At 74.3% G+C, this 21,425-nt stretch carries 22 protein-coding genes; 8 read left to right on the plus strand and 14 right to left on the minus strand.

Going from position 1 to position 21,425, the window contains the following annotated elements; translation table 11 throughout:
* Nucleotides 1-64 precede the first annotated feature (64 nt).
* From AB0N27_RS09740 to AB0N27_RS09750, 3 genes are read right to left on the minus strand one after another with little or no spacing between them, the layout of a single operon-like run.
* Nucleotides 65-2,077 (minus strand): sulfatase-like hydrolase/transferase, encoded by a 2,013-nt coding sequence (locus tag AB0N27_RS09740; protein ID WP_364365788.1) that lies wholly within the window; start codon nucleotides 2,075-2,077, stop codon nucleotides 65-67.
* Nucleotides 2,070-3,473 (minus strand): methyltransferase, encoded by a 1,404-nt coding sequence (locus AB0N27_RS09745; protein ID WP_364366181.1) that lies wholly within the window; start codon nucleotides 3,471-3,473, stop codon nucleotides 2,070-2,072. The genes AB0N27_RS09740 and AB0N27_RS09745 overlap by 8 nt, the downstream gene beginning before the upstream one ends.
* Before the next feature lie 38 nt (nucleotides 3,474-3,511).
* Complete coding sequence (locus tag AB0N27_RS09750) at nucleotides 3,512-3,661, minus strand: hypothetical protein (protein WP_167517342.1); 150 nt, start codon at nucleotides 3,659-3,661, stop codon at nucleotides 3,512-3,514.
* Between the two features lie 191 nt (nucleotides 3,662-3,852).
* On the opposite strand from AB0N27_RS09750, the gene AB0N27_RS09755 reads away from it, so the two are divergent.
* Entirely contained in the window at nucleotides 3,853-4,710 is an 858-nt protein-coding gene (locus AB0N27_RS09755) for an arginase family protein (protein WP_364365792.1), read from the plus strand.
* Between the two features lie 12 nt (nucleotides 4,711-4,722).
* Here AB0N27_RS09755 and AB0N27_RS09760 read toward each other — a convergent pair whose 3' ends face one another.
* The 5 genes from AB0N27_RS09760 to AB0N27_RS09780 all read right to left on the minus strand — a co-directional run bounded on the left by AB0N27_RS09760 (nucleotide 4,723) and on the right by AB0N27_RS09780 (nucleotide 10,730).
* On the minus strand, nucleotides 4,723-5,952 hold the full coding sequence (locus AB0N27_RS09760) for a glycosyltransferase (protein ID WP_364365795.1): 1,230 nt from the start codon (nucleotides 5,950-5,952) through the stop codon (nucleotides 4,723-4,725).
* On the minus strand, nucleotides 5,949-8,141 hold the full coding sequence (locus AB0N27_RS09765; protein ID WP_364365798.1) for a glycosyltransferase family 39 protein: 2,193 nt from the start codon (nucleotides 8,139-8,141) through the stop codon (nucleotides 5,949-5,951). The genes AB0N27_RS09760 and AB0N27_RS09765 overlap by 4 nt, the downstream gene beginning before the upstream one ends.
* Before the next feature lie 44 nt (nucleotides 8,142-8,185).
* Entirely contained in the window at nucleotides 8,186-9,637 is a 1,452-nt protein-coding gene (locus tag AB0N27_RS09770; protein ID WP_364366184.1) for a HAMP domain-containing sensor histidine kinase, read from the minus strand.
* A gap of 31 nt (nucleotides 9,638-9,668) precedes the next feature.
* The gene (locus AB0N27_RS09775; protein WP_364365801.1) at nucleotides 9,669-10,415 is read right to left on the minus strand and encodes a response regulator transcription factor; all 747 of its coding nucleotides are present in this window, start codon (nucleotides 10,413-10,415) and stop codon (nucleotides 9,669-9,671) included.
* 84 nt (nucleotides 10,416-10,499) lie between these two features.
* Nucleotides 10,500-10,730: a hypothetical protein gene (locus AB0N27_RS09780; protein ID WP_364365804.1), complete on the minus strand. Its 231-nt coding sequence runs from the start codon at nucleotides 10,728-10,730 to the stop codon at nucleotides 10,500-10,502.
* A 199-nt stretch (nucleotides 10,731-10,929) separates the two neighbouring features.
* Here AB0N27_RS09780 and AB0N27_RS09785 point away from each other — a divergent pair, with 199 nt between their 5' ends.
* The 3 genes from AB0N27_RS09785 to AB0N27_RS09795 all read left to right on the plus strand — a co-directional run bounded on the left by AB0N27_RS09785 (nucleotide 10,930) and on the right by AB0N27_RS09795 (nucleotide 13,483).
* Nucleotides 10,930-11,868: a serine/threonine-protein kinase gene (locus AB0N27_RS09785; RefSeq protein WP_364365807.1), complete on the plus strand. Its 939-nt coding sequence runs from the start codon at nucleotides 10,930-10,932 to the stop codon at nucleotides 11,866-11,868.
* A 69-nt stretch (nucleotides 11,869-11,937) separates the two neighbouring features.
* Nucleotides 11,938-12,363, plus strand: coding sequence for an OsmC family protein (locus AB0N27_RS09790; protein ID WP_364365810.1), 426 nt, complete (start codon nucleotides 11,938-11,940; stop codon nucleotides 12,361-12,363).
* A gap of 271 nt (nucleotides 12,364-12,634) precedes the next feature.
* Nucleotides 12,635-13,483 carry a hypothetical protein gene (locus AB0N27_RS09795; protein ID WP_364365812.1) on the plus strand — a complete coding sequence of 283 codons (849 nt, stop codon included), beginning with the start codon at nucleotides 12,635-12,637 and terminating at the stop codon, nucleotides 13,481-13,483.
* Between the two features lie 13 nt (nucleotides 13,484-13,496).
* Here AB0N27_RS09795 and AB0N27_RS09800 read toward each other — a convergent pair whose 3' ends face one another.
* The 5 genes from AB0N27_RS09800 to AB0N27_RS09820 all read right to left on the minus strand — a co-directional run bounded on the left by AB0N27_RS09800 (nucleotide 13,497) and on the right by AB0N27_RS09820 (nucleotide 17,940).
* Nucleotides 13,497-14,027: an ATPase gene (locus AB0N27_RS09800; RefSeq protein ID WP_364365815.1), complete on the minus strand. Its 531-nt coding sequence runs from the start codon at nucleotides 14,025-14,027 to the stop codon at nucleotides 13,497-13,499.
* Nucleotides 14,028-14,149: 122 nt separating this feature from the next.
* Nucleotides 14,150-14,596, minus strand: coding sequence for a response regulator (locus AB0N27_RS09805; protein ID WP_354823043.1), 447 nt, complete (start codon nucleotides 14,594-14,596; stop codon nucleotides 14,150-14,152).
* A gap of 68 nt (nucleotides 14,597-14,664) precedes the next feature.
* The gene (locus AB0N27_RS09810; protein ID WP_364365818.1) at nucleotides 14,665-15,012 is read right to left on the minus strand and encodes an STAS domain-containing protein; all 348 of its coding nucleotides are present in this window, start codon (nucleotides 15,010-15,012) and stop codon (nucleotides 14,665-14,667) included.
* 118 nt (nucleotides 15,013-15,130) lie between these two features.
* Complete coding sequence (locus AB0N27_RS09815; protein WP_364365821.1) at nucleotides 15,131-16,180, minus strand: cobalamin-dependent protein; 1,050 nt, start codon at nucleotides 16,178-16,180, stop codon at nucleotides 15,131-15,133.
* Nucleotides 16,177-17,940 carry a SpoIIE family protein phosphatase gene (locus tag AB0N27_RS09820; RefSeq protein WP_364365824.1) on the minus strand — a complete coding sequence of 588 codons (1,764 nt, stop codon included), beginning with the start codon at nucleotides 17,938-17,940 and terminating at the stop codon, nucleotides 16,177-16,179. The genes AB0N27_RS09815 and AB0N27_RS09820 overlap by 4 nt, the downstream gene beginning before the upstream one ends.
* Before the next feature lie 210 nt (nucleotides 17,941-18,150).
* Here AB0N27_RS09820 and AB0N27_RS09825 point away from each other — a divergent pair, with 210 nt between their 5' ends.
* Together AB0N27_RS09825 and AB0N27_RS09830 are read left to right on the plus strand one after the other, a co-directional pair.
* Nucleotides 18,151-18,534, plus strand: coding sequence for an STAS domain-containing protein (locus AB0N27_RS09825; protein WP_364365827.1), 384 nt, complete (start codon nucleotides 18,151-18,153; stop codon nucleotides 18,532-18,534).
* An 83-nt stretch (nucleotides 18,535-18,617) separates the two neighbouring features.
* Nucleotides 18,618-18,962, plus strand: a complete 345-nt coding sequence (locus AB0N27_RS09830; RefSeq protein WP_364365830.1) for an STAS domain-containing protein — start codon at nucleotides 18,618-18,620, stop codon at nucleotides 18,960-18,962.
* Nucleotides 18,963-19,029: 67 nt separating this feature from the next.
* Here AB0N27_RS09830 and AB0N27_RS09835 read toward each other — a convergent pair whose 3' ends face one another.
* The gene (locus AB0N27_RS09835; RefSeq protein ID WP_364365833.1) at nucleotides 19,030-19,344 is read right to left on the minus strand and encodes a hypothetical protein; all 315 of its coding nucleotides are present in this window, start codon (nucleotides 19,342-19,344) and stop codon (nucleotides 19,030-19,032) included.
* Nucleotides 19,345-19,545: 201 nt separating this feature from the next.
* Here AB0N27_RS09835 and AB0N27_RS09840 point away from each other — a divergent pair, with 201 nt between their 5' ends.
* Both AB0N27_RS09840 and AB0N27_RS09845 read left to right on the plus strand, forming a co-directional pair.
* Nucleotides 19,546-20,520 carry a DUF2267 domain-containing protein gene (locus tag AB0N27_RS09840; RefSeq protein ID WP_364365836.1) on the plus strand — a complete coding sequence of 325 codons (975 nt, stop codon included), beginning with the start codon at nucleotides 19,546-19,548 and terminating at the stop codon, nucleotides 20,518-20,520.
* 79 nt (nucleotides 20,521-20,599) lie between these two features.
* Nucleotides 20,600-21,385 carry a fused MFS/spermidine synthase gene (locus tag AB0N27_RS09845; RefSeq protein ID WP_364365839.1) on the plus strand — a complete coding sequence of 262 codons (786 nt, stop codon included), beginning with the start codon at nucleotides 20,600-20,602 and terminating at the stop codon, nucleotides 21,383-21,385.
* The last annotated feature ends 40 nt before the right edge of the window (nucleotides 21,386-21,425 follow it).

Here is a 21,425-nt window from a genome sequence, read left to right on the forward strand (position 1 = left end):
ATTCCCGACCGAATGGTCGGGAAACCACCATCCCGGTACGCGGGACCGGGTGCGCGACACGCGTTCAGGACAGCGCGAGGCGTCGCAGCGTACCGTCCCGGGCGACCTGGTAGACGTCCAGCTGGTTGGTGCCGGCCCGGAACAGCCTGTCGTCGGTGAGCAACGCGGCGAACCGGCGGCCACCGGGGTCGGGCGGCACCACCGGGACGACCGCCCCGATCCTGCCGTTCACCGCCACCGCGAGCATCGTGCCGTCCGGTATCCGGTCGGGCACGTCGCCCCAGACGAGCGCCGGCAGGGTGCCGGTGTCCGGGTCCATCGACCGGAACGCGGCCAGGTCGGCGACGCGCGCGTTGCCCTCCGTCGCGCCGGCCCGGACCTCGGTGCCCACCAGGGGGTGCGGGGCCGGCAGCGAGGGCGGGGCGGGCACCCCGCCGGGGAAGGTGACCGGCTCACCGGGCCGGTCGTAGAAGTGCTTCGTACCGTCGGTGCGCGGGGCCTGCCGGGCGGAGCGGCCGTCGACCCGCCAGGGCAGCCGGACGCCTGCCTCGTCGGCGACCGTCGGCAGCAGGTCGACGTGTTCCCAGTTGCGGTCGTCCACCCGGCCGGCCTGCTGCCGGGGCTCCTTGACGAACATCGGCACCCACGCCACCTCGCCCGCCGCCGCCTTGATCGCGTCCATGCCCCGGCCCTGGGCGCCCGGACGGAAGCTCACCCCGTGGTCGGCGGTCACCACCACGAGAGCCTGGTCGTACAGGCCGCTGGCGCGCAGCGTCCGCAGCGTCTCGCCGATCAGCCGATCGGTGTAGCCGAGCTGCGCGAGGTGACGTTGCCGGGCCAGGTCGATCCAGCCGGCGCCGTCGTTGGGCAGGTCCTCCGGGGCGTCGTAGCGCGCGCCGGACGGCAGATACGCCCACGGCGAGTGCGGCATCAGCAGGTGCAGGAAATGCAGCACGGGCCGGGATTGGGGTTTCAGCCCGGCCAGGAAACTGGTGAAGCGGGCGGGCTGGTTGTCGTCGAGGCTGTCCCAGCGGAACTTCGGGTCGGCCGGCACCGGCTCGGCGGCGTCCAGGCCCGCCTCGGCGCGGGTCCTCTCCCGGTAGGAGTCCTCCGGGTCGACAGCGCTCTCCGACGGCCCGGCGACCTGCCCGAGCAGCTTGCCCGTCTCGCGGACCAGTACGCCGAGGCCCTGCTCCGGGGCGACCGGCTGCTCGCAGCGGCTGGGCGGGCAGAGCCGGGTGATGCTCTCCTCGGCGCGGATGTCGTACAGGCCGCCGAAGGCGGTGAAGATGTTGTCCGGGTACTGCGAGTAGTGCGGGGCGACAGGCCGCGCCGGGTACTTCCCGGTGAGCATCGCCGGCAGCGCGTTGGGCGTCCAGCCGCTGACGCCTGTGGCGTTGCGGTACCAGGTCGAGGCGCCGGCCAGCTCGGCGAAGTTCGGGTAGCGGGCCGCGTCGATCCGCCCGTCCGCGCCGAGCAGACTCACCAGCGGCAGCTCGTCGAGGATCAGCATGACCACTGGCGGGTGCACGCCCGTACCCTGCGCGGTGCCGGCCGCGCCGCCGTCGCCGCGCGGCAGCACCACAGCCGAGGCCGGTGAGACGAACAGGAACAGCGCCACGAAGGCCACCGGCCCGACGGCGGCCAGCCGCAGCACCCGGGCGGGCGCCCGCCACCGCCGGTGCGCGAGCGCGCCGGCCGCGCCGGCAAGCACGGCCACCACCAGCAGGGGTACGCCCCGAAGCGGTGTCAGGTGTCGGCCCACCTGTACGGCCAGGGCGGCCAGCAGCAGCCCGACCAGACCGGTGTGGGTGACCGCGCGGGCGGTGCGGCCGGCGAGTCGACTGAGTGCGCCGAGCAGCGCCACCGGCACGGTGGGCACCACCGCCACCAGGGCGACCAGCAGCAGGATCTGCCCGGTGTCCGCGCGGTGGAACAGGAAGAAGTCGGGGCTGCGGCCCAGCACGTCCAGCAACGGTTGGGTGACCACCAGCCCGACCAGCGCCACGACCTCCAGCAGGCGGCCCACCTCACCGCGCCAGCCCCGCTCCCACCGCCCGAGCGCCGGTTCAGCCACCCATCACCGCCCGGTAGAGGGTGCGGGTGCCCGAGGGCAGTTCCAGACGCTCGGTGATCCGGCCACGGGCGGCGAGCAGCGCCTCGAAGGCGTCCCGCCGGTAGTCGGGGAACAGACCCTCGGGCTTGTTGGCGAGCAGCCGCCGGGCCATCGGGTCCTCGGGATGGACGAACTCCACCACCACCGCCCCGCCCTGCGCGGTCAGCCCCGCCAGCCAGTCGACGATCTCCGGCAGCGGCACGTTGCGCCCGATCGCCAGGTGGTGCACCACCGCCAGGGCGAGCACCGCGTCGGCGTCGGCCCGTTCGGCGAAGCCGGCCCGCTCGACGCCCCGCCAGCCCCCGCCGGGTGACGGGTCGGCCAGGTCCAGCACCAGGGGCAGGACGCGCTGCTGCCCCTCGGCGCGCAGCGCCCGGTACAGGTCGTCGACGACGGCCGGGTCCTGCTCGACGGCGACCACGTAGTCGGCGTACGCGGCGGCCAGCCGGGCGTACCTGCCGTCGTTGGCACCCAGGTCGAGCACCAGGCGCGGCCGGGTGCCGGCGGTCAGCGCGGCGGTCACGAACTGTTCCTTGGCCGTCCGGTCCTGCGCCGAGTAGCCGCAGGTGCGCTGGTAGTCGGCCCAGTGACTGCCGGTCGGGCGGCGCTCCAGGCGGTGCAGCAGCTTCTCGATGCCGCGCACCGTGGACAGCAGCAGCTCGCGGGAGAAGCCGGCGGCGCGCAGCTGGGCGCGTACGTCGGTGGTGCTGGCGGCGGCGTTGCGGTGCTGCATGGCGCCGTGCAGGTGCAGGTGGGTCAGCACGCCCGGGCGCAGCCGACGGGTTCCGCCGAAGAGCGGGCGGAGCTGCTCGGCCTCGATGCCGTCGACCTGGGCGCGCAGCCACGGCTGGAAGTCCACGCCCAGGTGGGCGGTGAGCATCAGCGGGTAGAGCGCGGTCTGGCAGAACTGCCGGTAGCCGGCCCACGGTTCGCCGTCGCGTACCGGCTCGAACGAGCCGACGTCGATGAAGACCGGCTGCACGCCGTGCCACTGGAGGTTGTAGGCCGAGCCGTCCTTGGTGGTGAAGCCGTCGGCGAGCGCCGCGCCCAGGATCTCCGTGTGCAGCAGCGCCGCGTCACGCAGCATGGCGAAGGACCACTCGTACGGGTGGGAGACGAACGGGATCCGCTCGTGGCGCAGCACCGCCGCCCACGGCAGCCCGGCCGGCACCAGCGCCTGCGGGGCGTCCTCGGTGGCGCAGACCTTGCCCGCGGCGACGAGGGCGGGGAAGAACGCGCTGGCGGCGAGCGCACGCCAGTGGTCGGCGGCCCGGGTGTCCAGCCCGCGCAGCACCTCGTCGCCGACGTGGAAGACCCGGTTGGCCGGGTCGCGGAAGGAGGCCGGCTCGGCCCGCACCCGGGTGGGTACGGGCGGCGTCGCCGGTACGGAGCGGGTCACCGCTGGTCGGTGGGCTGTCGACGGAACCTGTCGACAAGTCTCCGCCAGTAGAGCTTGGCGGCGACCGCGACGCCGGCGACGCCGCCCACGACCGCCTGCACGATCAGGCTGCCGGACCCCGCGTCCAGGTAGGCCAGATGGATCACCGATCGCTCCTTGTCCTCGCCCCGTGTCGACACCGGCGTCCCGGGGCGTACAGCGGTGAGGCTTTTGACCCAGAAAGCCGGACTTCTGCCACCGTACGCCGATCGTCAGCACCGTCGCGGGCACATCGGCGTACTCCCAGCCTCAGCACAGAATGGGGTCGGACGCCGGTCCCCGCCGGTACGCTGCGGACGTGCGCTGGACGATCGTGGACGCGCCGCTGGACTCCTCGGGCGCGGGGCGCGGCGAGGAGCGGGCCCCTGCCGCACTGCGCGACGCCGGCCTGCTGGACGCCCTCGCCGCCGACGACGGCGGCCGGGTCGACGAGGCCTGGTTGCGCGACCCGGTCCGGGACGCGGCGAGCGGCGTGATCGGCGCGGCCGGCCTGGTCGCCGCAGGCGCGGCCATCACCTCCCGGATCGTGGCGTTGATCGCCGACGGGCGGCGGCCGCTGGTGCTCGGCGGGGACTGCGCCATCCTGCCCGGCATCTGCCGCGCCCTCCCGCCCGCGACCGAGCTGTGGTTCGTCGACGCCCATCCGGACTTCCTCGACGGCGGGACGTCGCCGACCGGCGAGGCCGCCGACATGGACCTGTCGGTCGTCACCGGGCACGGCCCGGCCGCCGCGATCGGGTACGACGGCCCGCTGCTCGACCCCGGGCGGGTCCACCTGCTCGGGCACCGCCCGGCGGACGACGACAGCGGGCGGGTCGAGTCGTCCCGGATCGACCAGGCCATCCACCAGCTGCCCGCCGCCGCACTGCTCGGCGAGGGTGCCGCGGCGGTGGGCGCCAGGCTGGCCGACGGCGGGGCCGGGCCGGCCTGGCTGCACCTCGACCTGGACGCGGTGGACCCGCGCGACCTGCCGGCGGTGACCTATCCCGAACCGGACGGGCTGCGCTGGCCCGACCTGATCGCGCTCGTCACTCCCCTGGCCCGCGCCGACCGGCTGCTCGGCATGAGCGTGACCGACCTGAACGTCGACGAGGACCCCGACGGGCGTCACACGCGACGCGTCGTCGGCGCCCTCGCCGAGATGCTGGGCGGGTGAGCGGCAGGCGTCTCAGCTCCTGCGGTGGTGCATGCCGAGGCGCAGCAGCACGAACCGCAGCACGGTGGCGGCCAGGTTCGCGGCCACCAGCACCGCCACCTCCACCGATCGGGCGGGCGAGACGGACACCGCGTGCAGCACGGCCAGCGAGCCGCTGGTCAGCGCGAGACCGAGCCCGAAGGCGAGCAGTCCCTGCGCGTGGTGCCGGCCGGCATGCCGGCGCCCGCTGATGCCGAACGTCACCCGCCGGTTCGCCGCCGTGTTCGCCACGGCGGTCACCAGCAGCGCCAGCAGGTTCGCCGGTTGCGCGCCGAGCGCGCCCCGGGTGGCCACGAAGAGCAGCAGGTACACGAGCGTGCTGGCCGCCCCGACGGCGGCGAACCGGGCCAGTTGCCGGGGCAGCCCGACCGGCACCCGAGCGGGCGGCGCGGCCAGCGGTGCCCGGCCGAGCTGCGCCCGCAGGTCGGTCAGCGGCAGCGCTCCGGTCAGCAACGCCCGCCCCAGCCGGCCGATGCCGCGCAGATCCGCCAGGGCGGTGGCGACGATGTCGACGCGGCTGTCCGGGTCGTCGACCCAGTCCACCGGCACCTCGTGGATGCGCAGTCCCGCCCGCTGGGCGAGCACCAGCAGTTCGGTGTCGAAGAACCAGCCGGTGTCGCGTACCAGCGGGAGCAGCCGAGCGGCCACGTCGGCGCGGATCGCCTTGAACCCGCACTGCGCGTCGGAGAACCGCGCCGCCAACGCCCCCCGCAACAGCAGGTTGTACGCCCGCGAGATGACCTCCCGCCTGGTCCCGCGCACCACCCGGGAGGTACGCGCCAGTCGGGTGCCGATCGCCAGGTCGGAGTGCCCGGAGATCAGCGGCGCGACAAGCGGCAGCAGCGCCGCCAGGTCGGTGGACAGGTCCACGTCCATGTACGCGAGCACCGGCGCGGACGACGCCGACCAGGCGGCCGACAGCGCCAGGCCCCGGCCCTTGGCGTCCAGGTGCAGCACCTCGACGCCGGGCAGTTCGCCGGCGAGACCGTCGGCGACGGTCAGGGTGCCGTCGACGCTTGCGTTGTCGGCGATGGTGATCTGGAACGGGTACGGGAAGTGCTCGCTCAGGTGGGCGTGCAGCCGCCGTACGCACGGCCCGAGGTCGGTCTCCTCGTTGTAGACCGGGATCACCACGTCCAGCACCGCGCCGGCGCCGGCGGGGCGGGTCCGGACGGCGGCGCGGGGACCGCTGACCGCGCTCACGACGCCGCCCCGCCGGTGCTCAGGTCGTAGACGGTGACCCCGTCCACGGTCTGCGGCGTGAAGGTCTCCTGGACCCAGGTGGAGATCTCCTGCGAGGCCGAGCTCCCGCCGTTGGCCCGGAAGCCACCGCCACCGACGAAGTAGTGGATCTTCCTGTCGGCGACGTGACGCTGGAACTGCGCGAGGGTCGGTGACGGGTCGCTGCCGTTGAATCCGCCGATCGGCATCACCGGCTCACCGGTGGCGAGCTGGTAGCCGGAGGCGTTGTTCGAGCCGATGGTCGCCGCCACCCAGGTGTAGGTGTCGCTGTCGCGCTCCAGCAGCTCACGCAGCGCGGCGCTGGGCTCGCGGGCGTCGAGCAGCCCGCCCATCCCCCCGGCTGCCTCGCGGCCCTGACCACCGCCGGGAGAGCCGGGCATCTGGCCGCCCCCGGGGAACCCGGGCATCTGACCGCCCCCGGGGAATCCGGGCATCTGACCACCGCCGGGGAAGCCGGGCATCCGGCCACCGTCGCGGCCCCCTGGGTCGCGGCCGCCGTCGTCCCGGCCCCCGCCGGGGAACTGGCCGCCGGCCGGTCGCCCGCCGGGGAAACCGCCGCGCCCGAAGGCGCCGGCCACGGACGGGCCGGCGCTCGGGATCGAGCCGGTGTGCGGGGTCGCGGCGGTCTGGAGCGCGTACGCCGCCGGACCGGCGAGGGCCGCCGCCACGCCCAGGCCCAGCACCACGGGCACGAACCGGCGGGGCAGCCGGGTGACGAGCAGGAGCAGCACCGCGCCGAGCAGGCCGGCGGCGAGCACCACGACCCGCAGCCACGGGTACCAGTCGGGGCTGCGCCCGAGCAGCACCCACGCCCACCAGACGGTGACCGCGAGGGTGCCGGCGAGCGTCACCGTGGCGGCGAGCGGACGCCACCGCTGTGCGCGTGACCCGGGCACCGTGGCGTCGTCCGGCGCGGGATGCGGGCGGCGTTGCCGCCAGAGCAGCGTCGCGCCGATGCCGACGAGCGCGCCGACGGCCGGGGCGAGCGCCACCGTGTAGTACGCGTGGAAGATGCCGGACATGAAGCTGAAGATCAGGCCGGTGACCAGCAGCCAGCCGCCCCAGAGCAGCAGCCCGGCCCGGGTCCGGTCGGTACGCGCCGCCCGCCCGGCCAGCACCAGCCCGGCGACGAGCAGGATCAACGCGGCCGGCAGCAGCCAGGAGACCTGACCGCCGATCTCGCCGTCGAACATCCGCAGCAGGCCGGTCTGCCCGGAGAACGGGCCACCGCCTCCCCCGCCCATCCGGGGACCTGCGCCGCCGACGCTGCCGACCTCGTCACCGGTGATCCGGCCGAGGCCGTTGTAGCCGAGGGTCAGCTCCAGGATGCTGTTGCCCTGCGACCCGCCGATGTACGGCCGGGCGCTGGCCGGGACCAGCTCGACGAGCGCCACCCACCAGCCTGCGGACACCAGCACCGCGAGGCCGGCCAGTAGCAGCTGCCGGACCCGCCGCCACAGCCCGGTCGGCGCGGCCAGCAGGTAGACCCCGGCGAAGACGGGCACCACGAGGAACGCCTGGAGCATCTTGGTCAGGAAGCCGAAGCCGACGAGCACGCCGACGAGCACGATCCACCGGGTGCTGGCCGTCTCCACCGCCCGCACGGTGGCGTACGCGCCGGCGACAAGCAGCAGGACCAGCAGCGCGTCGGGGTTGTTGAAGCGGAACATCAGCGTCGCCACCGGGGTGACGGCGAGGACCGCACCGGCGATCAGGCCGGCTACCGGCCCGTACCAGCGCTGCACAGTCGCGTACAGCACGCCCACCGAGGCGACCCCGCACAGCGCCTGCGGGACGAGCATGGCCCAGCTGTTGAGCCCGAACAGGCGTACCGACAGGGCCATCAGCCACAGCGACGCGGGTGTCTTGTCGACGGTGATGGAGTTGGCCGCGTCCGACGAGCCGTAGAGGAACGCCTTCGCGCTCACCGAGCCGGCCTGCACCGCCGCCGCGTAGAACGAGTTGGCCCAGCCGGAGGCGCCCAGGCCCCAGATGTAGAGCACGGCGGTGGCGAGCAGCAGGGTCGCCAGCGCGGGCCGGGTCCAGGCCGGTGAGCGGCGCGTCGGCGGCGGGGGCTCGGCGGGGCGCGTCGCCGTTGGCGGCGGACCCGGGTCGGCGGACGTCGTCGGTAGGGCCTCGGTTCTGTCCATGCGCCAAGCCTTGGGCGTCGGGCTGGCGCGATGCCGTGAGCCGCCTATGCGTCGGCTGTGGGATTGGGCAGCCGGACGGTGAAGACGGTACGTCCCGGGCGGCTGTGGACCGCGACAGTGCCGTGGTGGGCCTCCACGACCGCCGCGACGATCGCCAGGCCGAGGCCGGTGCTGCCGTGCTCCCGCGACCGGGAGCTGTCGCCCCTGGCGAACCGTTCGAACATGGCCGGTCGCAGCTCCGCCGGCACTCCTGGCCCGTCGTCGGCGACGGCGAGCACCGCGTCGTTGCCGTCGACGCTCAGCGTGGTCGTCACAGTGGTGCCGGGTGGGGTGTGCACGCGGGCGTTGGCCAGCAGGTTCGCCACCACCTGGTGCAGCCGGGCCGCGTCGCCGGGCACCCGGATCACCACGTCGGGCAGGTCGAGCTGCCAGCGGTGCTCCGGGCCCGCCACGTGGGCGTCGCTGACCGCGTCGATCACCAGCGCGGTCACGTCGACCGGTTCGACGGCGAGCGGACGGCCGGTGTCGAGGCGGGCCAGCAGCAGCAGGTCGTCGACGAGGCTCGTCATCCGGGTGCTCTCGGACTCGACGCGACGCAGCGCGTGCGCCACGTCGGCCGGAACCTCGTCGCGGCCACGCCGGGCCACCTCGGCGTACCCGCGAATGGCCGCGAGGGGGGTACGCAGCTCGTGGCTGGCGTCGGCGACGAACTGGCGTACCCGGGTCTCGCTGGCCTGCCGGGCGGCGAGGGCGTCGGCGACGTGGCCCAGCATCCGGTTCAGCGCCGCGCCGACCTGCCCGACCTCGGTACGCGCGTCGGTGTCCTCGGCCGGAACGCGGACCGCGAGGGCCACCTCGCCCCGGTCCAGCGGCAGCTCGGTGACCCGGGTCGCGGTGGTGGCCACCCGGTTCAGCGGACGCAGCGTGGCCCGCACGATCAACGCGCCGGCGGCACCGGCGATGACAAGCCCGACGGCGGCCACCCCGGCCTGCGCGGCGACAAGCGCCCAGACGGTCTCCTGGACGCCGGACAGCGGCATGGCGACGACGCGTACCCGGCCGTCCCAGTACTGCCGGGCCACGGCCCGGTAGTCACCGCGGGCGCCGAGGTCGACGGTGCGCGGCGTCGCCCCGACCGGCAGGTCCGCCAGGGCGGCGACCTCCCCGACCGGGACGGCCTGCTCGTCGGGGAACGGGTCGTCGCTGGACGGGCTGTTGGTGAGGGTCTGCGCGCTCGTCACCCGGCCGTCGGTGATCACCGCGACCACCGTTCCGGACGGCGAGCCGGGTGGGATGGCCGGACCGCTGCCCGGGAAGGCCGGCCGCCCCGGACGGTCACCCCGCATCGCCGTCGCGGGCGAGAGTTGCGCGTCGAGCCGGTCGACCAGGAAGTGCCGCAACGCCACAGTGGTCAGCCCGCCGATGGCGACGCTGACCACGGCGAGCAGGGCGACAAGGGCGAACACCAGTCGGGTACGCAGGGACCGGCCGGCCAGCCACCGGCGGGCGGCGCGCACCGGGCGGCGGCTACTCGGCGGGCTTGAGGACATAACCCGCGCCGCGCAACGTGTGGATCATCGGTGCGCGCCCGGCGTCGATCTTCTTGCGCAGGTACGAGATGTACAGCTCGACCACGTTGGCCTGGCCGCCGAAGTCGTAGTTCCACACCCGGTCGAGGATCTGCGCCTTGCTGAGCACCCGGCGCGGGTTACGCATCAGGTAACGCAGCAGCTCGAACTCGGTAGCGGTGAGGGTGATCAGCTGGCCGGCACGGCGTACCTCGTGACTGTCCTCGTCGAGGCTCAGGTCGCCGACGGTGAGCACCGCGTCCTCCCGGGCGGCGACCGCGACGCCGGAGCGGCGCAGCAGCGCGCGCAGCCGGGCGATCACCTCCTCCAGGCTGAACGGCTTGGTGACGTAGTCGTCGCCGCCGACGGTCAGGCCGGCGATGCGTTCCTCGACGGCGTCGCGCGCGGTCAGGAAGAGCACCGGCACGGTCGGGGCGTGCTCGCGAAGCCGGCGCAGCACCTGGAAGCCGTCCAGGTCGGGAAGCATCACGTCGAGCACCACGGCGTCCGGTTGGAACTGCCGCGCGGCGCTCAGCGCGGCCATGCCGTTGCCCGCGCTGCGTACCTGCCAGCCCTCGTACCGCAACGCCATCGACAGCAGGTCGGTGAGCGTCGCCTCGTCGTCGACCACCAGCACCCGGACCGGCTCGCCGTCGGGGCGACGCAGCTCGATCCGGCCCGGCGCGACCTGCCCGTCCATCACCATGCCCCCATCGTGGGCGGAGCACCTGTGCCGCGCCCCTGCGCCACCTGTGCGCCAGCTGTGCGGCAGGCGCGTCTCACTGCCGGTTCACTCGGACACCCCGAACGCGTCGGTACGGACGAACCGCATGGTCCAGCCGCCCAGGCCGTCCGGCCTGTCGCGTTCGTAGAGGTGGTCGGGGCCGGGCTGGTTCGGGCCGGTGCCGTCGGGATGGCGCATGATCCACCGTTGCGGCGGGGTGCCGTCCGGGCCGGCCGGCACCTGCCGCACCAGGCCGTCCGCGGGCCCGTCGACGAAGCGTACGGTGACCTCGCCCATCGCGGCGTCCCCTCGGTGACCGTGCCGGCACGCTCAGTGAGCCGGCCCTGGCTCGCAAGCTACCGCACCCGCCGTACGCCCGCAGCGAGGTACGGCGGGATCGACCCACCACGACTGCTGCGTCGGTTTGCCCAGCTCGGAGCCCGGGTATCGCGATCGGAGCACCCGCCGCCGGCGGGTCGGGGGCAAGGAGTGGTCGATGCGGACGCTGGGCGGGCGGTACCGGCTCGAACAGCGCATCGGCGTCGGCGGGATGTCGGAGGTGTGGCGGGCCCACGACGAGGTCCTGGACCGGCCGGTCGCGGTGAAGCTGATCCTGCCCGGCCCGGACGGGCAGCACGGTCCGGTGGAGCGGATCCGCGAGGAGGCCCGCTCGGCGGCCCGCCTGGTGCACCCCAACGTGGCGAGCGTGCACGACTTCGGCACCTCGTCCACACTGCCCGGTCGTCCGGTGCCGTACATCGTCATGGAACTCGCCGAGGGCGAGACGCTCGCCGCGCACCTGCGGGCCGGTCCGCTCGACTGGCGGATCTCCACCCGGGTGTGTGCCGAGGTCGCGGCGGCGCTGGCCGCCGCGCACGCCAGCGGCATCGTGCACCGGGACGTGAAACCGGCGAACGTCATGCTCACCCCGGCCGGAGTGAAGGTGCTCGACTTCGGCATCGCCACGCCCAGCGGCGCATCGGACCCGCTGCCGGCGGGAATGCTGATGGGCACGCCTGCGTACCTGGCGCCCGAGCAGCTCGACGGCGCGCCGGCCACCCCGGCGGCGGACATGTACGCGCTGGGGGTGCTGCTCTACTACTGCCTCACCAGCCGCCTGCCGTACCTGGCGGACAGCACGAGCGAGCTGCTCGGCGCGCGTCGGAGCCGCCCGCCGGACCGGTTGCCCGAGATCGACGGGCTGCCGCCGGAGGTGGTGGAGCTGTGCCACTCCTGCCTGGCCCACGACCCCGCGCGACGCCCGACCAGCCTGGTCGCCGCGCTGCTGCTCGCCGAGGCCGTGGACGCCCGGGTGTACGTGCCGATGCTGGTGCCGGCCCCCCGCGAACCGGCTCCGGTGTCGCCGTGGACCGAGCGCGCGGCGACGGAGGCCACCGAGGCCGTGGCGCTCACCGACGGGTGGGACGCGCGCTGACCGTCGCGCTCGCGGCGTTTCGGCGGGCCACTGCCGGGTAGCCGGGCGGTGAGCGACGGGAGAAACGCGATGCCGGATCAGAGTTCCTGGCTGCGTGAGGCCACCGCGACCGCCGAGGGCGGTCACGTACGCACCGACGATGGCGGGCTCTCCACCGCGCTGGCGTCACCGCTGGCACCGCACTGCACCGGGCTGACCCCGGAGCAGCTGCTGGCGGCCGCGTTCGCGTCCTGCCTGCACCACGCGGCGGTGGAGGTGGCCGGGGAGATCACCGACGAGGCGCACACGGTCCAGGTGCGGGCGGAGGCGAAGCTGGGACGCGACAACGACGGCCGCTACCGGGCCGACGTGCACGCCGAGATCTCGTCGGCCGGTCTCAGCCGGGACCAGCTCGCGGACCTGGTCGAGAACGCCGACCGGCTCTGGCCCTTCTCGAGCGGCGACAACACCAGGCATCGGCTGACCGTCACGCCTGCGGAGAACGGCCGCCACTGACCGTCCGGCTGGGCAGGTCGGCGCCAGACGTTCCGGCACGCCGCCCTCACCCGTACGGGTGATGCCGCAGTGCGGCCCGATCGGGCGCGCGGGCTCGACCGGATGACCGCCTTCATACGGCCATTCGGAAATAACCGTCTGGCCCGATCGGCGAGGTTCTGGGCTTTGCTATGGCCTTCGCCCCTTATTGCGTCCGCGATCCGGGCAAATTGTGGCGCATGCCACCGTAAGGGCCGATGGCATCGGGCCCTGAGCTATCTAGCCTCGGCGGGTGCATCCCGACGACCCCTCCGACCAGAAGCTGACCGACGCGCACCCGACCACCCTCTCGGGCGACGCCGCATCAACCGAACGGACGATCGGCCGTCACCGGGCCCCCGAACCGCCGCGCCGGAGCCTGCTGGGCTCCATGCCGGTCCGGGTCGCCCTGGCCACCGGTGTCACCTGCTGCCTCGGCCTGGCCGCCGTGGCCACCGCCCGCGGCGCCGAGGACGACAGCCGCCCCGTGGAGCCGCTCGCCGAGGCGGTCGCCGACCGCGCCGCCATCGCCGACGAACGCGCCTCCCGCTCGCTGGACCGGGACCTCGCCCCCGCCCGGGTCACCCCCAGCCCGGTGGCGACGCCCACCCCCAGCCGCGCCGCCGTCCGCAAGGCCGCGAAGAAGCCGGTCAAGCCCCGCCGGCCCCGCCCGGTCGCCGGCCTCGACCAAGCCCAGATGGACAACGCCAAAATCATCGTGGACGTCGGCCTGGAGATGAAGATGCCACGCCGCGCCCTCGTGGTCGCGCTGGCCACGGCGATGCAGGAGAGCAACCTCTACAACCTGGCCAGCGACGTGCTGCCCGAGTCGGCGCAGTACCCGAACCAGGGCAGCGGCTCCGACCACGACTCGGTCGGCCTGTTCCAGCAGCGGCCCAGCAGCGGCTGGGGCACGGTGGCCGAGCTGATGCGCCCGTCGTACGCCGCCCGGGCCTTCTACTCGGCGCTCAACGAGATCCCCGGCTGGCAGGACATGAGCGTCACCGCCGCCGCCCAGTCGGTGCAGATCTCCGCCTACCCCGACGCGTACGCCCAGCACGAGGAGCGGGCCACCACCGTCGCGGCGGCCCTCACCGCGTGACCTGAGGGGCGCGCTACCGGGTCTGCTCCGCGCCCACGCCACCGGCGGCCAACCGGGTCGCCGGCACGCCCGTGCCGGCCGCCGCCGTCGCCGTGTCGGCGGGCACCGCCTCGGCGTCCATCTCACCGTCGACAGTCACCCCGCTGAGGATCTCGTCGGCCCGCGCCACGCGCCGCCGTCGGGCGTGCAACGCCGCCTCGAACTCCCGGCGGGCCTGCACGGCCTCGGCGTACGCCCGCTCGCGCACCTGCCGCGCCTCCGCGCGTGCCTCGTCCAGCTCGGCGCGGGCCTGGCCCAGGATCTCGGCCGCCTCCCGACGCACCACGTCCTGGCTGCGCCTGGTCACCGCGGCGTCGCCCAGATCGAGCCGCTGGAGCAGGCCACTGAGAAACGCCGCCTCCTCGCGGATCTCGTCCCACTCCCGGGCGGCCCCGGCGGCGCACTCGGCCCGCGCGGCGAGCCGGGCCAACCGGACCCCCAGCTCGTCCAGGCAGGCATCCACCTGCCGCATGTCGTAACCGGTCTCAACGACGGAGAACCTCATCCTGTCGCCCCCCAGGCAGCTGCTGTTACTTCCCCACTGGATCCTCGACGGCGCCGGCAGCGGCCGAGGAGGTTCAGGAAAAATGTTCAGCATCCGAGGGCGCGGACGGCCCGACTCCGGTCTCAGGGGCGCTTGGGCAGGACCACCACCCGGCCAAAGAACTCGTCGATGCGGCGTACCACGTCGTTGAAGTCGTCCAGGTCGATCGGCTTCGTGACGTACGCGTTGGCCTGGAGCGTGTAGCTGCCGACGATGTCGGTGTCGGCGTTCGAGGTGGTCAGCACCACGATGGGGATGGTGCGCAGATCCTCGTCCTGCTTCACCGCGCCGAGCACCTGCCGCCCGTCCATCCGGGGCATGTTCAGGTCCAGCAGGATGACGTCGGGGCGTCGCGCCTGCTCGTGGCGACCCTCGGCGCGCAGGAACTCCATCGCCTCCTCGCCGTCGCTGACCACGTCGATGACCTTTTCGACGTCCGAGTCCGCCAGCGCTTCCTCGATCATCAGCACGTCACCCGGGTCGTCATCGACCACCAGGATGCGTACCGGCTGCGGGCTGTCTACGCCCATCACTACCTGCCTCGAGTCGACGGAGACGGGACCTGACGGTCACCGTGTTGGCGGGGAAATCTAGCCCATCAGGAGGCGCTGCGGGACGCCGGGTCGACAGTGTCCGGTTCGTAGCGCAACACGTCTGCCAGACCGGTGACCCGCAACACGCGCTCGACCCGACCGTGGGCGCCGGTGAGCCGCAACCAACCGCCCTGGGCGGCTGCCCGGTTGTCCCCCCTGACGAACACGGCCATGCCTGTGGAGTCGCAGAACGTGAGGTCGGCGAGGTCGAGCAGCACCCGACTCTCGCCCGCCTCGGTGAGCCGGTCGATCGCGGCGGTCAGCTCGGGGGCCGTGCTCAGGTCCAGTTCACCGGCGAGCCGCAGGCGAGCGCCACCGCCGTCGCGCCCGGCGTACCTGACGCTGAACGTCACCGTTCTCCCCCTCGCTCCACCCGCTCCGGTGGGACGTTTGCAGTGCGGCAAGTATACGCAGAGGTAGGTCCACGCCCGCAGGCCGCGGTGATCGACTCGGTTGTCGCCGGTAGGACGCTCAGCGCACGGCGTGCGAGTCCCGTGCGGCCGCGTCCGGCCGGCTCAGCGCCAGCGTGTGGGCCGCACGCGGGAAGTCCCGTAGGACAGCGGCGTAGTGCCCCAGGGTCAGGTCGACAGCGGCGGCCGGCACCCCCCGGCTCCCCAGGATCCCCACCAGCCACCCGACGAACTCGGTGAACAGCGACGGATCGTCCACGTACAGCGCGGCGGCCAGGAAGTCCACGATGTGGCCCAGGTCGCTGATCGTCGAGTCGAGCTGGGCGGCCGTGTAGCCCCCCACCGCCGGCACCCGCTCCCGCAGGTCGGCGAGTGCGCTGTCGATCAGCTCGCCCCGCCTGCGGACCAGACTCGCGTACTCGTCGTCGGCCAGGTGCGACAGCTGGGCCGGCGGGACCCGGCGCAGCGCGCGCTCGTCGGCGATCAGCTCGGCCGCCGCGGGCGCGCTCGGGGCCCACGCCGCGCCGAGCCGGGCGGCCCACCGCCCGTCCGGGCCGAAACCACGACCACCCACCACCACCGGTACGTCCGAGCGGCGGCACGCCTCGATCATCCGGTGGGCGTGCGGCAGCCGCATCGGCAGCGCGCACGCCAGGGCGACCGCGTGCGCGTCGTGCCGGTGCAGGTACGACACGAGGTGCGCCGCCGGCACGCTGGCGCCCAGGAAGGTCACCTGCCAGCCGCGCAGCCGCAGCACCTCGGCGACCAGCCGGGGTGGCAGGGCGTGCCACTCCCCGTCCATGCAGGCCACCACGACGCGCCCACCGGTGGGGCGGGGGTTGGCGTGCGCGGCCACCGCCGCCACCACCCGTTCGCTGATGTGCGTGGCGGCGTGCTCCTGCGCCACGCTCCACTCGTTGCGCGCCCACCGCTCGCCCACCTCGGCCTGGGCGGGCGCGACAAGGTCGAGCAGCACCCGTTCGGCGGGCACGCCCGCGTCGAGCAGGGCGACCGCCACGTCGATGGCGGCGTACTCGTCGGCGTCGCTGAGACAGTCCAGGTAGCCGCGGTACGCGTCGGTCGGGTCGACGGCAGCCGTCGGAGCGCTCACGAGTCGGTCTCCCTCCGTGGTTCGGCGCTTACCGGCTCGGGCACCGAGTGCAGGTGCCGGGCGCTACGGCCGCCCGGGCCGACCGCGCGCAACGCCAGCACCGCGATGTCGTCGTGGTCGCCGTGCCCCAGCCAGTCGCAGGTGACCTGCTCGACCCGCTCGGCCAGGGCGGGCGCCGGCATCCGCTGACAACCGGTCACGGCGGTGAGCAGCCGCTCCTGGCCGAACTGGTCGTCGCCCCGGCGACCACCACGGGCCTCGGTCACCCCGTCGCTGTAGAGCAGGCACGTTTCGCCGGGGGCCAGCCGGACGGTCACCTCGCCGACGCGCGGATCGGGCACCACCCCGATCAGCATGCCGCGCAGCGGCACGACCTCGACCTCGCCCGAGGCGCGCAGCAGCAGCGGCGGCAGGTGCCCACCGCCGGCCATGGTGAGAGTGAGGCCACCGTCGCGGTGCGGGCGGGCCACGCCGAGCACCATCGTGGCGAACCGGCCCTGACCGTGCGCCTGGGTCGTCTCCAGCAGGGCGTCGTTGAGCAGCCGCAGCAGCCGGCCCGGATTCGACTCCAACCGGTGCAGCGCCTGGAGGCACTGCCGCAACTGGCCGGTGAAGACAGCCGCCTCGACACCCTTGCCGGACACGTCGCCGAGAAAGAACACCGAACCGCCGTCGGGAAGCCGGTGCGACCCGTAGAAGTCGCCGCCGATGCGCAGCCCCGCCTGTGCCGGCCGGTATGCGGTGCCCCACTGCACGCCGGCGGCCTCGGCCGGCTCCACCGGCAGGAGACTGGCCTGGAGGGTGTCGGCCACCTCCGCCTGGTCGCGGTAGAGCAGCGCGGTGGTCAACGCGGCGCCCGCGCGGGCCGCGAAGGCGCGGACCAGCTGCACGTCGTCCTCGTCGTACCAGCGGGTGTTGCGACGGGCCACCAGCAGCACGCCGGCCGGGGCGTCCCGGCCCGGCAGCGGAACGACCCGGGCGGTGCTCTCGGCGCCGCTGAGCCCGGGCAGCCAGCCGGCGTCGACCGCCTGCTCCACCAGCCAGTCCACCGCGTGCGGCTCCACCCCGCTCAGCCCGTCGGCGATGGCCGCCGGCAGGTCGGCGCCGGGGAGCACGCCGCTGTCCACCAGTGGCGTCTCGTCGTCGCCGCGGGACGCGCGCCACCAGCGGGCCCGACCTGCCCGTGGCGCGAGCACCAGCACGGCCACCTCCGCCAGGGTCGGCACGGCGAGACGGACGACCGCGGCGGCGGCCCGATCCGGATGCAGCGGATTGCCCAGCTTGTCGCCCACCACGGCCAGAAAGGCCGACCGGGCCCGCTCGGCCAGCAGCGCGTCGGCGCGGCTCGCGCTCTCGGTGACGTCCTCCACGTACCAGCAGCACCGGCCGCCGGACAGGGACACCCGGCGGGCGGTGAGCTGACGGCCGCCGTGGATGAAACGCGCCGGGCTGTCCTCGCTCAGGCCGGTCACACCGGCGGCGGTGAGCTGCTCGCCGGGGACCACCTCGGGCAGCAGCCGCTCGGCCACCGGGCTGACGTGCCGCACGACGCCGTCGGCGTCACAGATCACCAGACCCTCGCGGAAGTACTCGACGACCTCGGACCAGTCGGGCTCGGCCCGATCCCGGTCGGGAGCCAGCGGCGGCAGAACCGCGGGCTGGGGCGCGGCGTCGGCGGAGAACACCAACGCCCGTGTGACACTCGGCGTGGAGATCCGTCCGTCGCCCGGGTCGAAGCCCCTGACGTCGGAAGCAGTCACCAGCTGAGCCTCACTCCTCGTGGTCCACCGGACCCGCGCGGGGACCGGCGTCTGGGATCACCTGTCTCCCGACCACCCTACGCCGGCATGCCGAAAGCGGCACCTCGCGGCAGCTCGGCGGGCCCGGACCGCGTACCCGGCGGACCTCACGGAGCGTTGTTACGATCCTCTCCGAACCGGCCCGAGCGGCACCGGTGAAAGGGCGTGAACGTGCTATCCCCAGGGCGACGACCCGAGGCCACACCGCTGACAACATCAGTCGATCTGTCCGACCCCGACGGGCCTCTGATCCGGGTCGTCGGCGAGCTGGCGTACGCGACGTGCGCGCCGTTGCGCGACGAGGTCGACCGGGTGCTCGCCGACGCGCCACCGACCCTGGTACTCGACTTCGGCGACCTGCACTTCATCGACAGCACCGGCCTCGCCGTGATCGTGCACGCCTGGCGGGAGGGCCGGGAGGTCGGCACCACGGTCCGGCTGCGGGCCGTCCCCGCCTTCCTGGCCTCCATCCTCGACATCACAGGGGTGGCGGGGCTGCTGACCCGGCCCGCCCAGGCGCGACCGGGCGAGCAACGACGCGCGGCGACCGGCTGAGCGTTCGCGGACGCACCGCGACGCGGGCCCCGTGTCGGTCCCCCCGGCTTTGCGTTCGGGCCCGGGACTGGGAACATGGTGGGATGCCCGACCAGCTGCTGACCATCGAGGTGACCCGGCCCGACGCCGGGCACGTCCAGCTGCGGCTGACCGGTGAGCTCGACTACGACACCGCACCCGAGCTGATCACGGCTGCCGCGCAGCTGAGCGACACGGGCGATGCGCGGCTGCTCATCGACCTGACCGGGGTCAGCCTCTGCGACTCCTCCGGGCTCAGCGCGCTGCTGGTGGTGCACCGCGCCGCCGGAACGATCCGGTTGACAGGGGTCAGCCCACAGCTGCGGCAGATGCTCGACCGCACCGGCCTGACCGAGCTGCTCGCCATCGACCACGTCACGACCGACGCCGACGTTCGCTCCATCGGCTGAACCGGCCGCCCCCGGTCGGGGGGTGGCCCCCGACCCTGGGACCTGGGGTCGGGGGCCGGAGGAATGTCTAGGGAGCCGTCATGGGCTGGAGCCGGGGTCCGTCCTCGCGGAGCGCGCCGGGCGGCGTCGCGTCGGCGTCCTCCGGAACACCCGAATCGGGCGTCTGGTACAGGTAGCGGACGAACTCCGCACCCGCCTTGTTGTCGTCCGCGCCGGGCCACTGGCCGATGCAGTCCATGCCGACCACCTCACGGCCGGAGCCGTCGGACTCCTCCACCAGCGCCCACAGGCTCACCGGGTAGCACCTGGTGCCATCGGGCGTGAGCTGCCAGCGCGCGTACCAGCCGGGTCGTGCGGGGACGATCTCGACGATCCGCTTCATGACGACCTTCCTTCCGCGTGCCTCGGAAGAACTCCGGTCCTGAGCCGATCGTGCGGGCCGTGCGGGTGAGCGCCCCTCACCCGTGGCGGATGAAGCCCGTCGAGGCCCGGCCGACCCACCCGGCGGCGTCCGTTTCGGCTCCCGGGACGGCGGGAAGGCGACGGGCGCAGTCACGATCCCCAGCGGAAGGGGTGTCACGCCATGCGCAAGCAGATGGAGGGCGACAACCAGCGGCGCCGGGCACTGGCCCGGCAGGCCCGCGAACAGGGTCGCCAGCCCAGCGAGTTCGGCGCCAGTCTGAGCGCCTCCAAGCAGGTCAGCAGTCTCGACCAGGGCAAGAGGGCAGGGCCACCGCCGGCCGGCCGGCACAAGCGGGACTCCACGCGCGGTGGGCCCGCCCCGCCGACGCTCGGAACCCCTGACAATCCGCGACCGCAACCGTCCCCGCCGACAGGTGGGGCCGGAGTGAGCAGCGTGGGTTACCAGGACCTCGTCGGTGAGGTCGGGCGCCGGGCCGGTGTGGACTTCCAGACGGCCAAGGTCGGCGCCGAGGCCACAGTGCTGGTCCTGGCCTTCGCACTGGAGGCCGCCGAGCGGCAGCGACTGCTCGCCGCGGTCCCGAACTCGCTGCACGACGTCCTGCCGGTCGACGGCATCGAGCGGCACCACGACCTGCCCGGCTTCCTGGCCGAGGTGGGCCGGATCAGCGGCCGTACGCCGGAGCAGGCCCGCTACCAGGCGGAGGCGACGCTCACGGCGCTCGCCGACCAGGACGGCGACCTCGTCGAGTCGCTGCACGTACCGGACGGGCTGCGCGAGCTGCTGAACCCGCCGGAGGCCGGCGGCGGTCTCGTGGGCGCCTCCACCACCACACCCACGCTGGACGCGGACCAGCTCCAGGCGGCGCTCGACGACCTGCCGTACTGGGCCGGTGACAGCGACGGCCTGTACCGCGTGGTCGCCTTGCCGCCGGACAACCTGGACCGGGTGCTCGACCGGCTGGACCGGCTGCGCCAGGAGACCGGGCGCGGCCCGAGCATCGGGCGCCCCGGCGGCACGGCTGCCCTGCTGACCGTACGGACCAGCCAGGCCGACGGGGTGACGGCACTCGACGTGGACCTCGCCCACCGGATCGACGACGCGATCGACGAGGTGGGCGCCGGGATGGCCGGCTGACCGGTCACCGGCGCGGACGACGGCCGGCGGACGCGGGGCACGACCCGCTCCGCCGGCCCGCTCGGCTAGCGTGCCGGTCATGAATCGCGCCGCCGACCGGCTGGAACTGGTGACCGATCCGGTCCGCCGGACCGGGCGGACGCTGCTCTCGGCAGGCGTCGAGCAGTCGTACGTGGACGTCGAGGACCCGCGGCACCTGCACTTCGAGTACGTCCGGCGGATCGCCGCCGCGGCGGAGTTGGCGGCCCCGCGCGGCGTCCCGCTGGACGTCCTGCACCTGGGTGGCGGCGCGTTGACGCTGCCCCGCTGGCTGGCGGCGACGCGGCCCGGCTCGGCGCAGCGGGTCGTCGAACGGGACGCGGCGGTGGTCGAGCTGGTCGCCCGGGAGCTGCCACCACTGCCGCCCGAGGTGCGGGTGGAGGTCGCCGACGCCAGGGAGGCGGTCACCGCGACCCCGGCCGGCAGCTACGACCTGGTGATCGCCGACATCTACCGGGCGGCCCGGATGCCCCGGCACGTCCGTACCGTCGAGTTCGCGGCCGAGGTGGCGCGGACCCTGCACCCGGACGGCCTCTACCTGGTGAACGTCACGGATCTGCCGCCGCTGGTCGGCACCCGCGTGCAGGTGGCGGTCCTGCGGGCGGTCTTCGGCGACGTGTGCGTGCTCGGGGACCGGCGGATGCTGCGTGGCCGCCGCTACGGCAACCTGGTGCTCGCCGCGACGCCCCGCCCCGGCGGGCTGCCGGTCGGCAGGCTCGCCGTGGCCGCCCTGCGCGATCCGGTGCCCGGCGGTCTGCTGCACGGCGCCGCGCTCGACACGTTCGTCGCGGGCGCCCGCCCCGTCGGCGACGACGACACGCGCTGACCGACCGTCCGCAATCAGGGGTGGTGCCGGGTTTCCGACG

Origin of the sequence: Micromonospora sp. NPDC093244 (genome assembly GCF_040683695.1) — a bacterium.
Taxonomy (GTDB): domain Bacteria; phylum Actinomycetota; class Actinomycetes; order Mycobacteriales; family Micromonosporaceae; genus Micromonospora.

What these genes read in the sequence shown, in the direction of transcription:
- AB0N27_RS09845 (WP_364365839.1), top strand. Translation starts at nt 20,600, where the DNA reads ATGAATCGCGCCGCCGACCGGCTGGAACTGGTGACCGATCCGGTCCGC.
- AB0N27_RS09830 (WP_364365830.1), top strand. Translation starts at nt 18,618, where the DNA reads ATGCCCGACCAGCTGCTGACCATCGAGGTGACCCGGCCCGACGCCGGG.
- AB0N27_RS09800 (WP_364365815.1), bottom strand. Translation starts at nt 14,027, where the DNA reads ATGAGGTTCTCCGTCGTTGAGACCGGTTACGACATGCGGCAGGTGGAT.
- AB0N27_RS09840 (WP_364365836.1), top strand. Translation starts at nt 19,546, where the DNA reads ATGCGCAAGCAGATGGAGGGCGACAACCAGCGGCGCCGGGCACTGGCC.
- AB0N27_RS09765 (WP_364365798.1), bottom strand. Translation starts at nt 8,141, where the DNA reads ATGGACAGAACCGAGGCCCTACCGACGACGTCCGCCGACCCGGGTCCG.
- AB0N27_RS09805 (WP_354823043.1), bottom strand. Translation starts at nt 14,596, where the DNA reads ATGGGCGTAGACAGCCCGCAGCCGGTACGCATCCTGGTGGTCGATGAC.
- AB0N27_RS09790 (WP_364365810.1), top strand. Translation starts at nt 11,938, where the DNA reads ATGCCGGATCAGAGTTCCTGGCTGCGTGAGGCCACCGCGACCGCCGAG.
- AB0N27_RS09785 (WP_364365807.1), top strand. Translation starts at nt 10,930, where the DNA reads ATGCGGACGCTGGGCGGGCGGTACCGGCTCGAACAGCGCATCGGCGTC.
- AB0N27_RS09780 (WP_364365804.1), bottom strand. Translation starts at nt 10,730, where the DNA reads ATGGGCGAGGTCACCGTACGCTTCGTCGACGGGCCCGCGGACGGCCTG.
- AB0N27_RS09835 (WP_364365833.1), bottom strand. Translation starts at nt 19,344, where the DNA reads ATGAAGCGGATCGTCGAGATCGTCCCCGCACGACCCGGCTGGTACGCG.
- AB0N27_RS09775 (WP_364365801.1), bottom strand. Translation starts at nt 10,415, where the DNA reads ATGGTGATGGACGGGCAGGTCGCGCCGGGCCGGATCGAGCTGCGTCGC.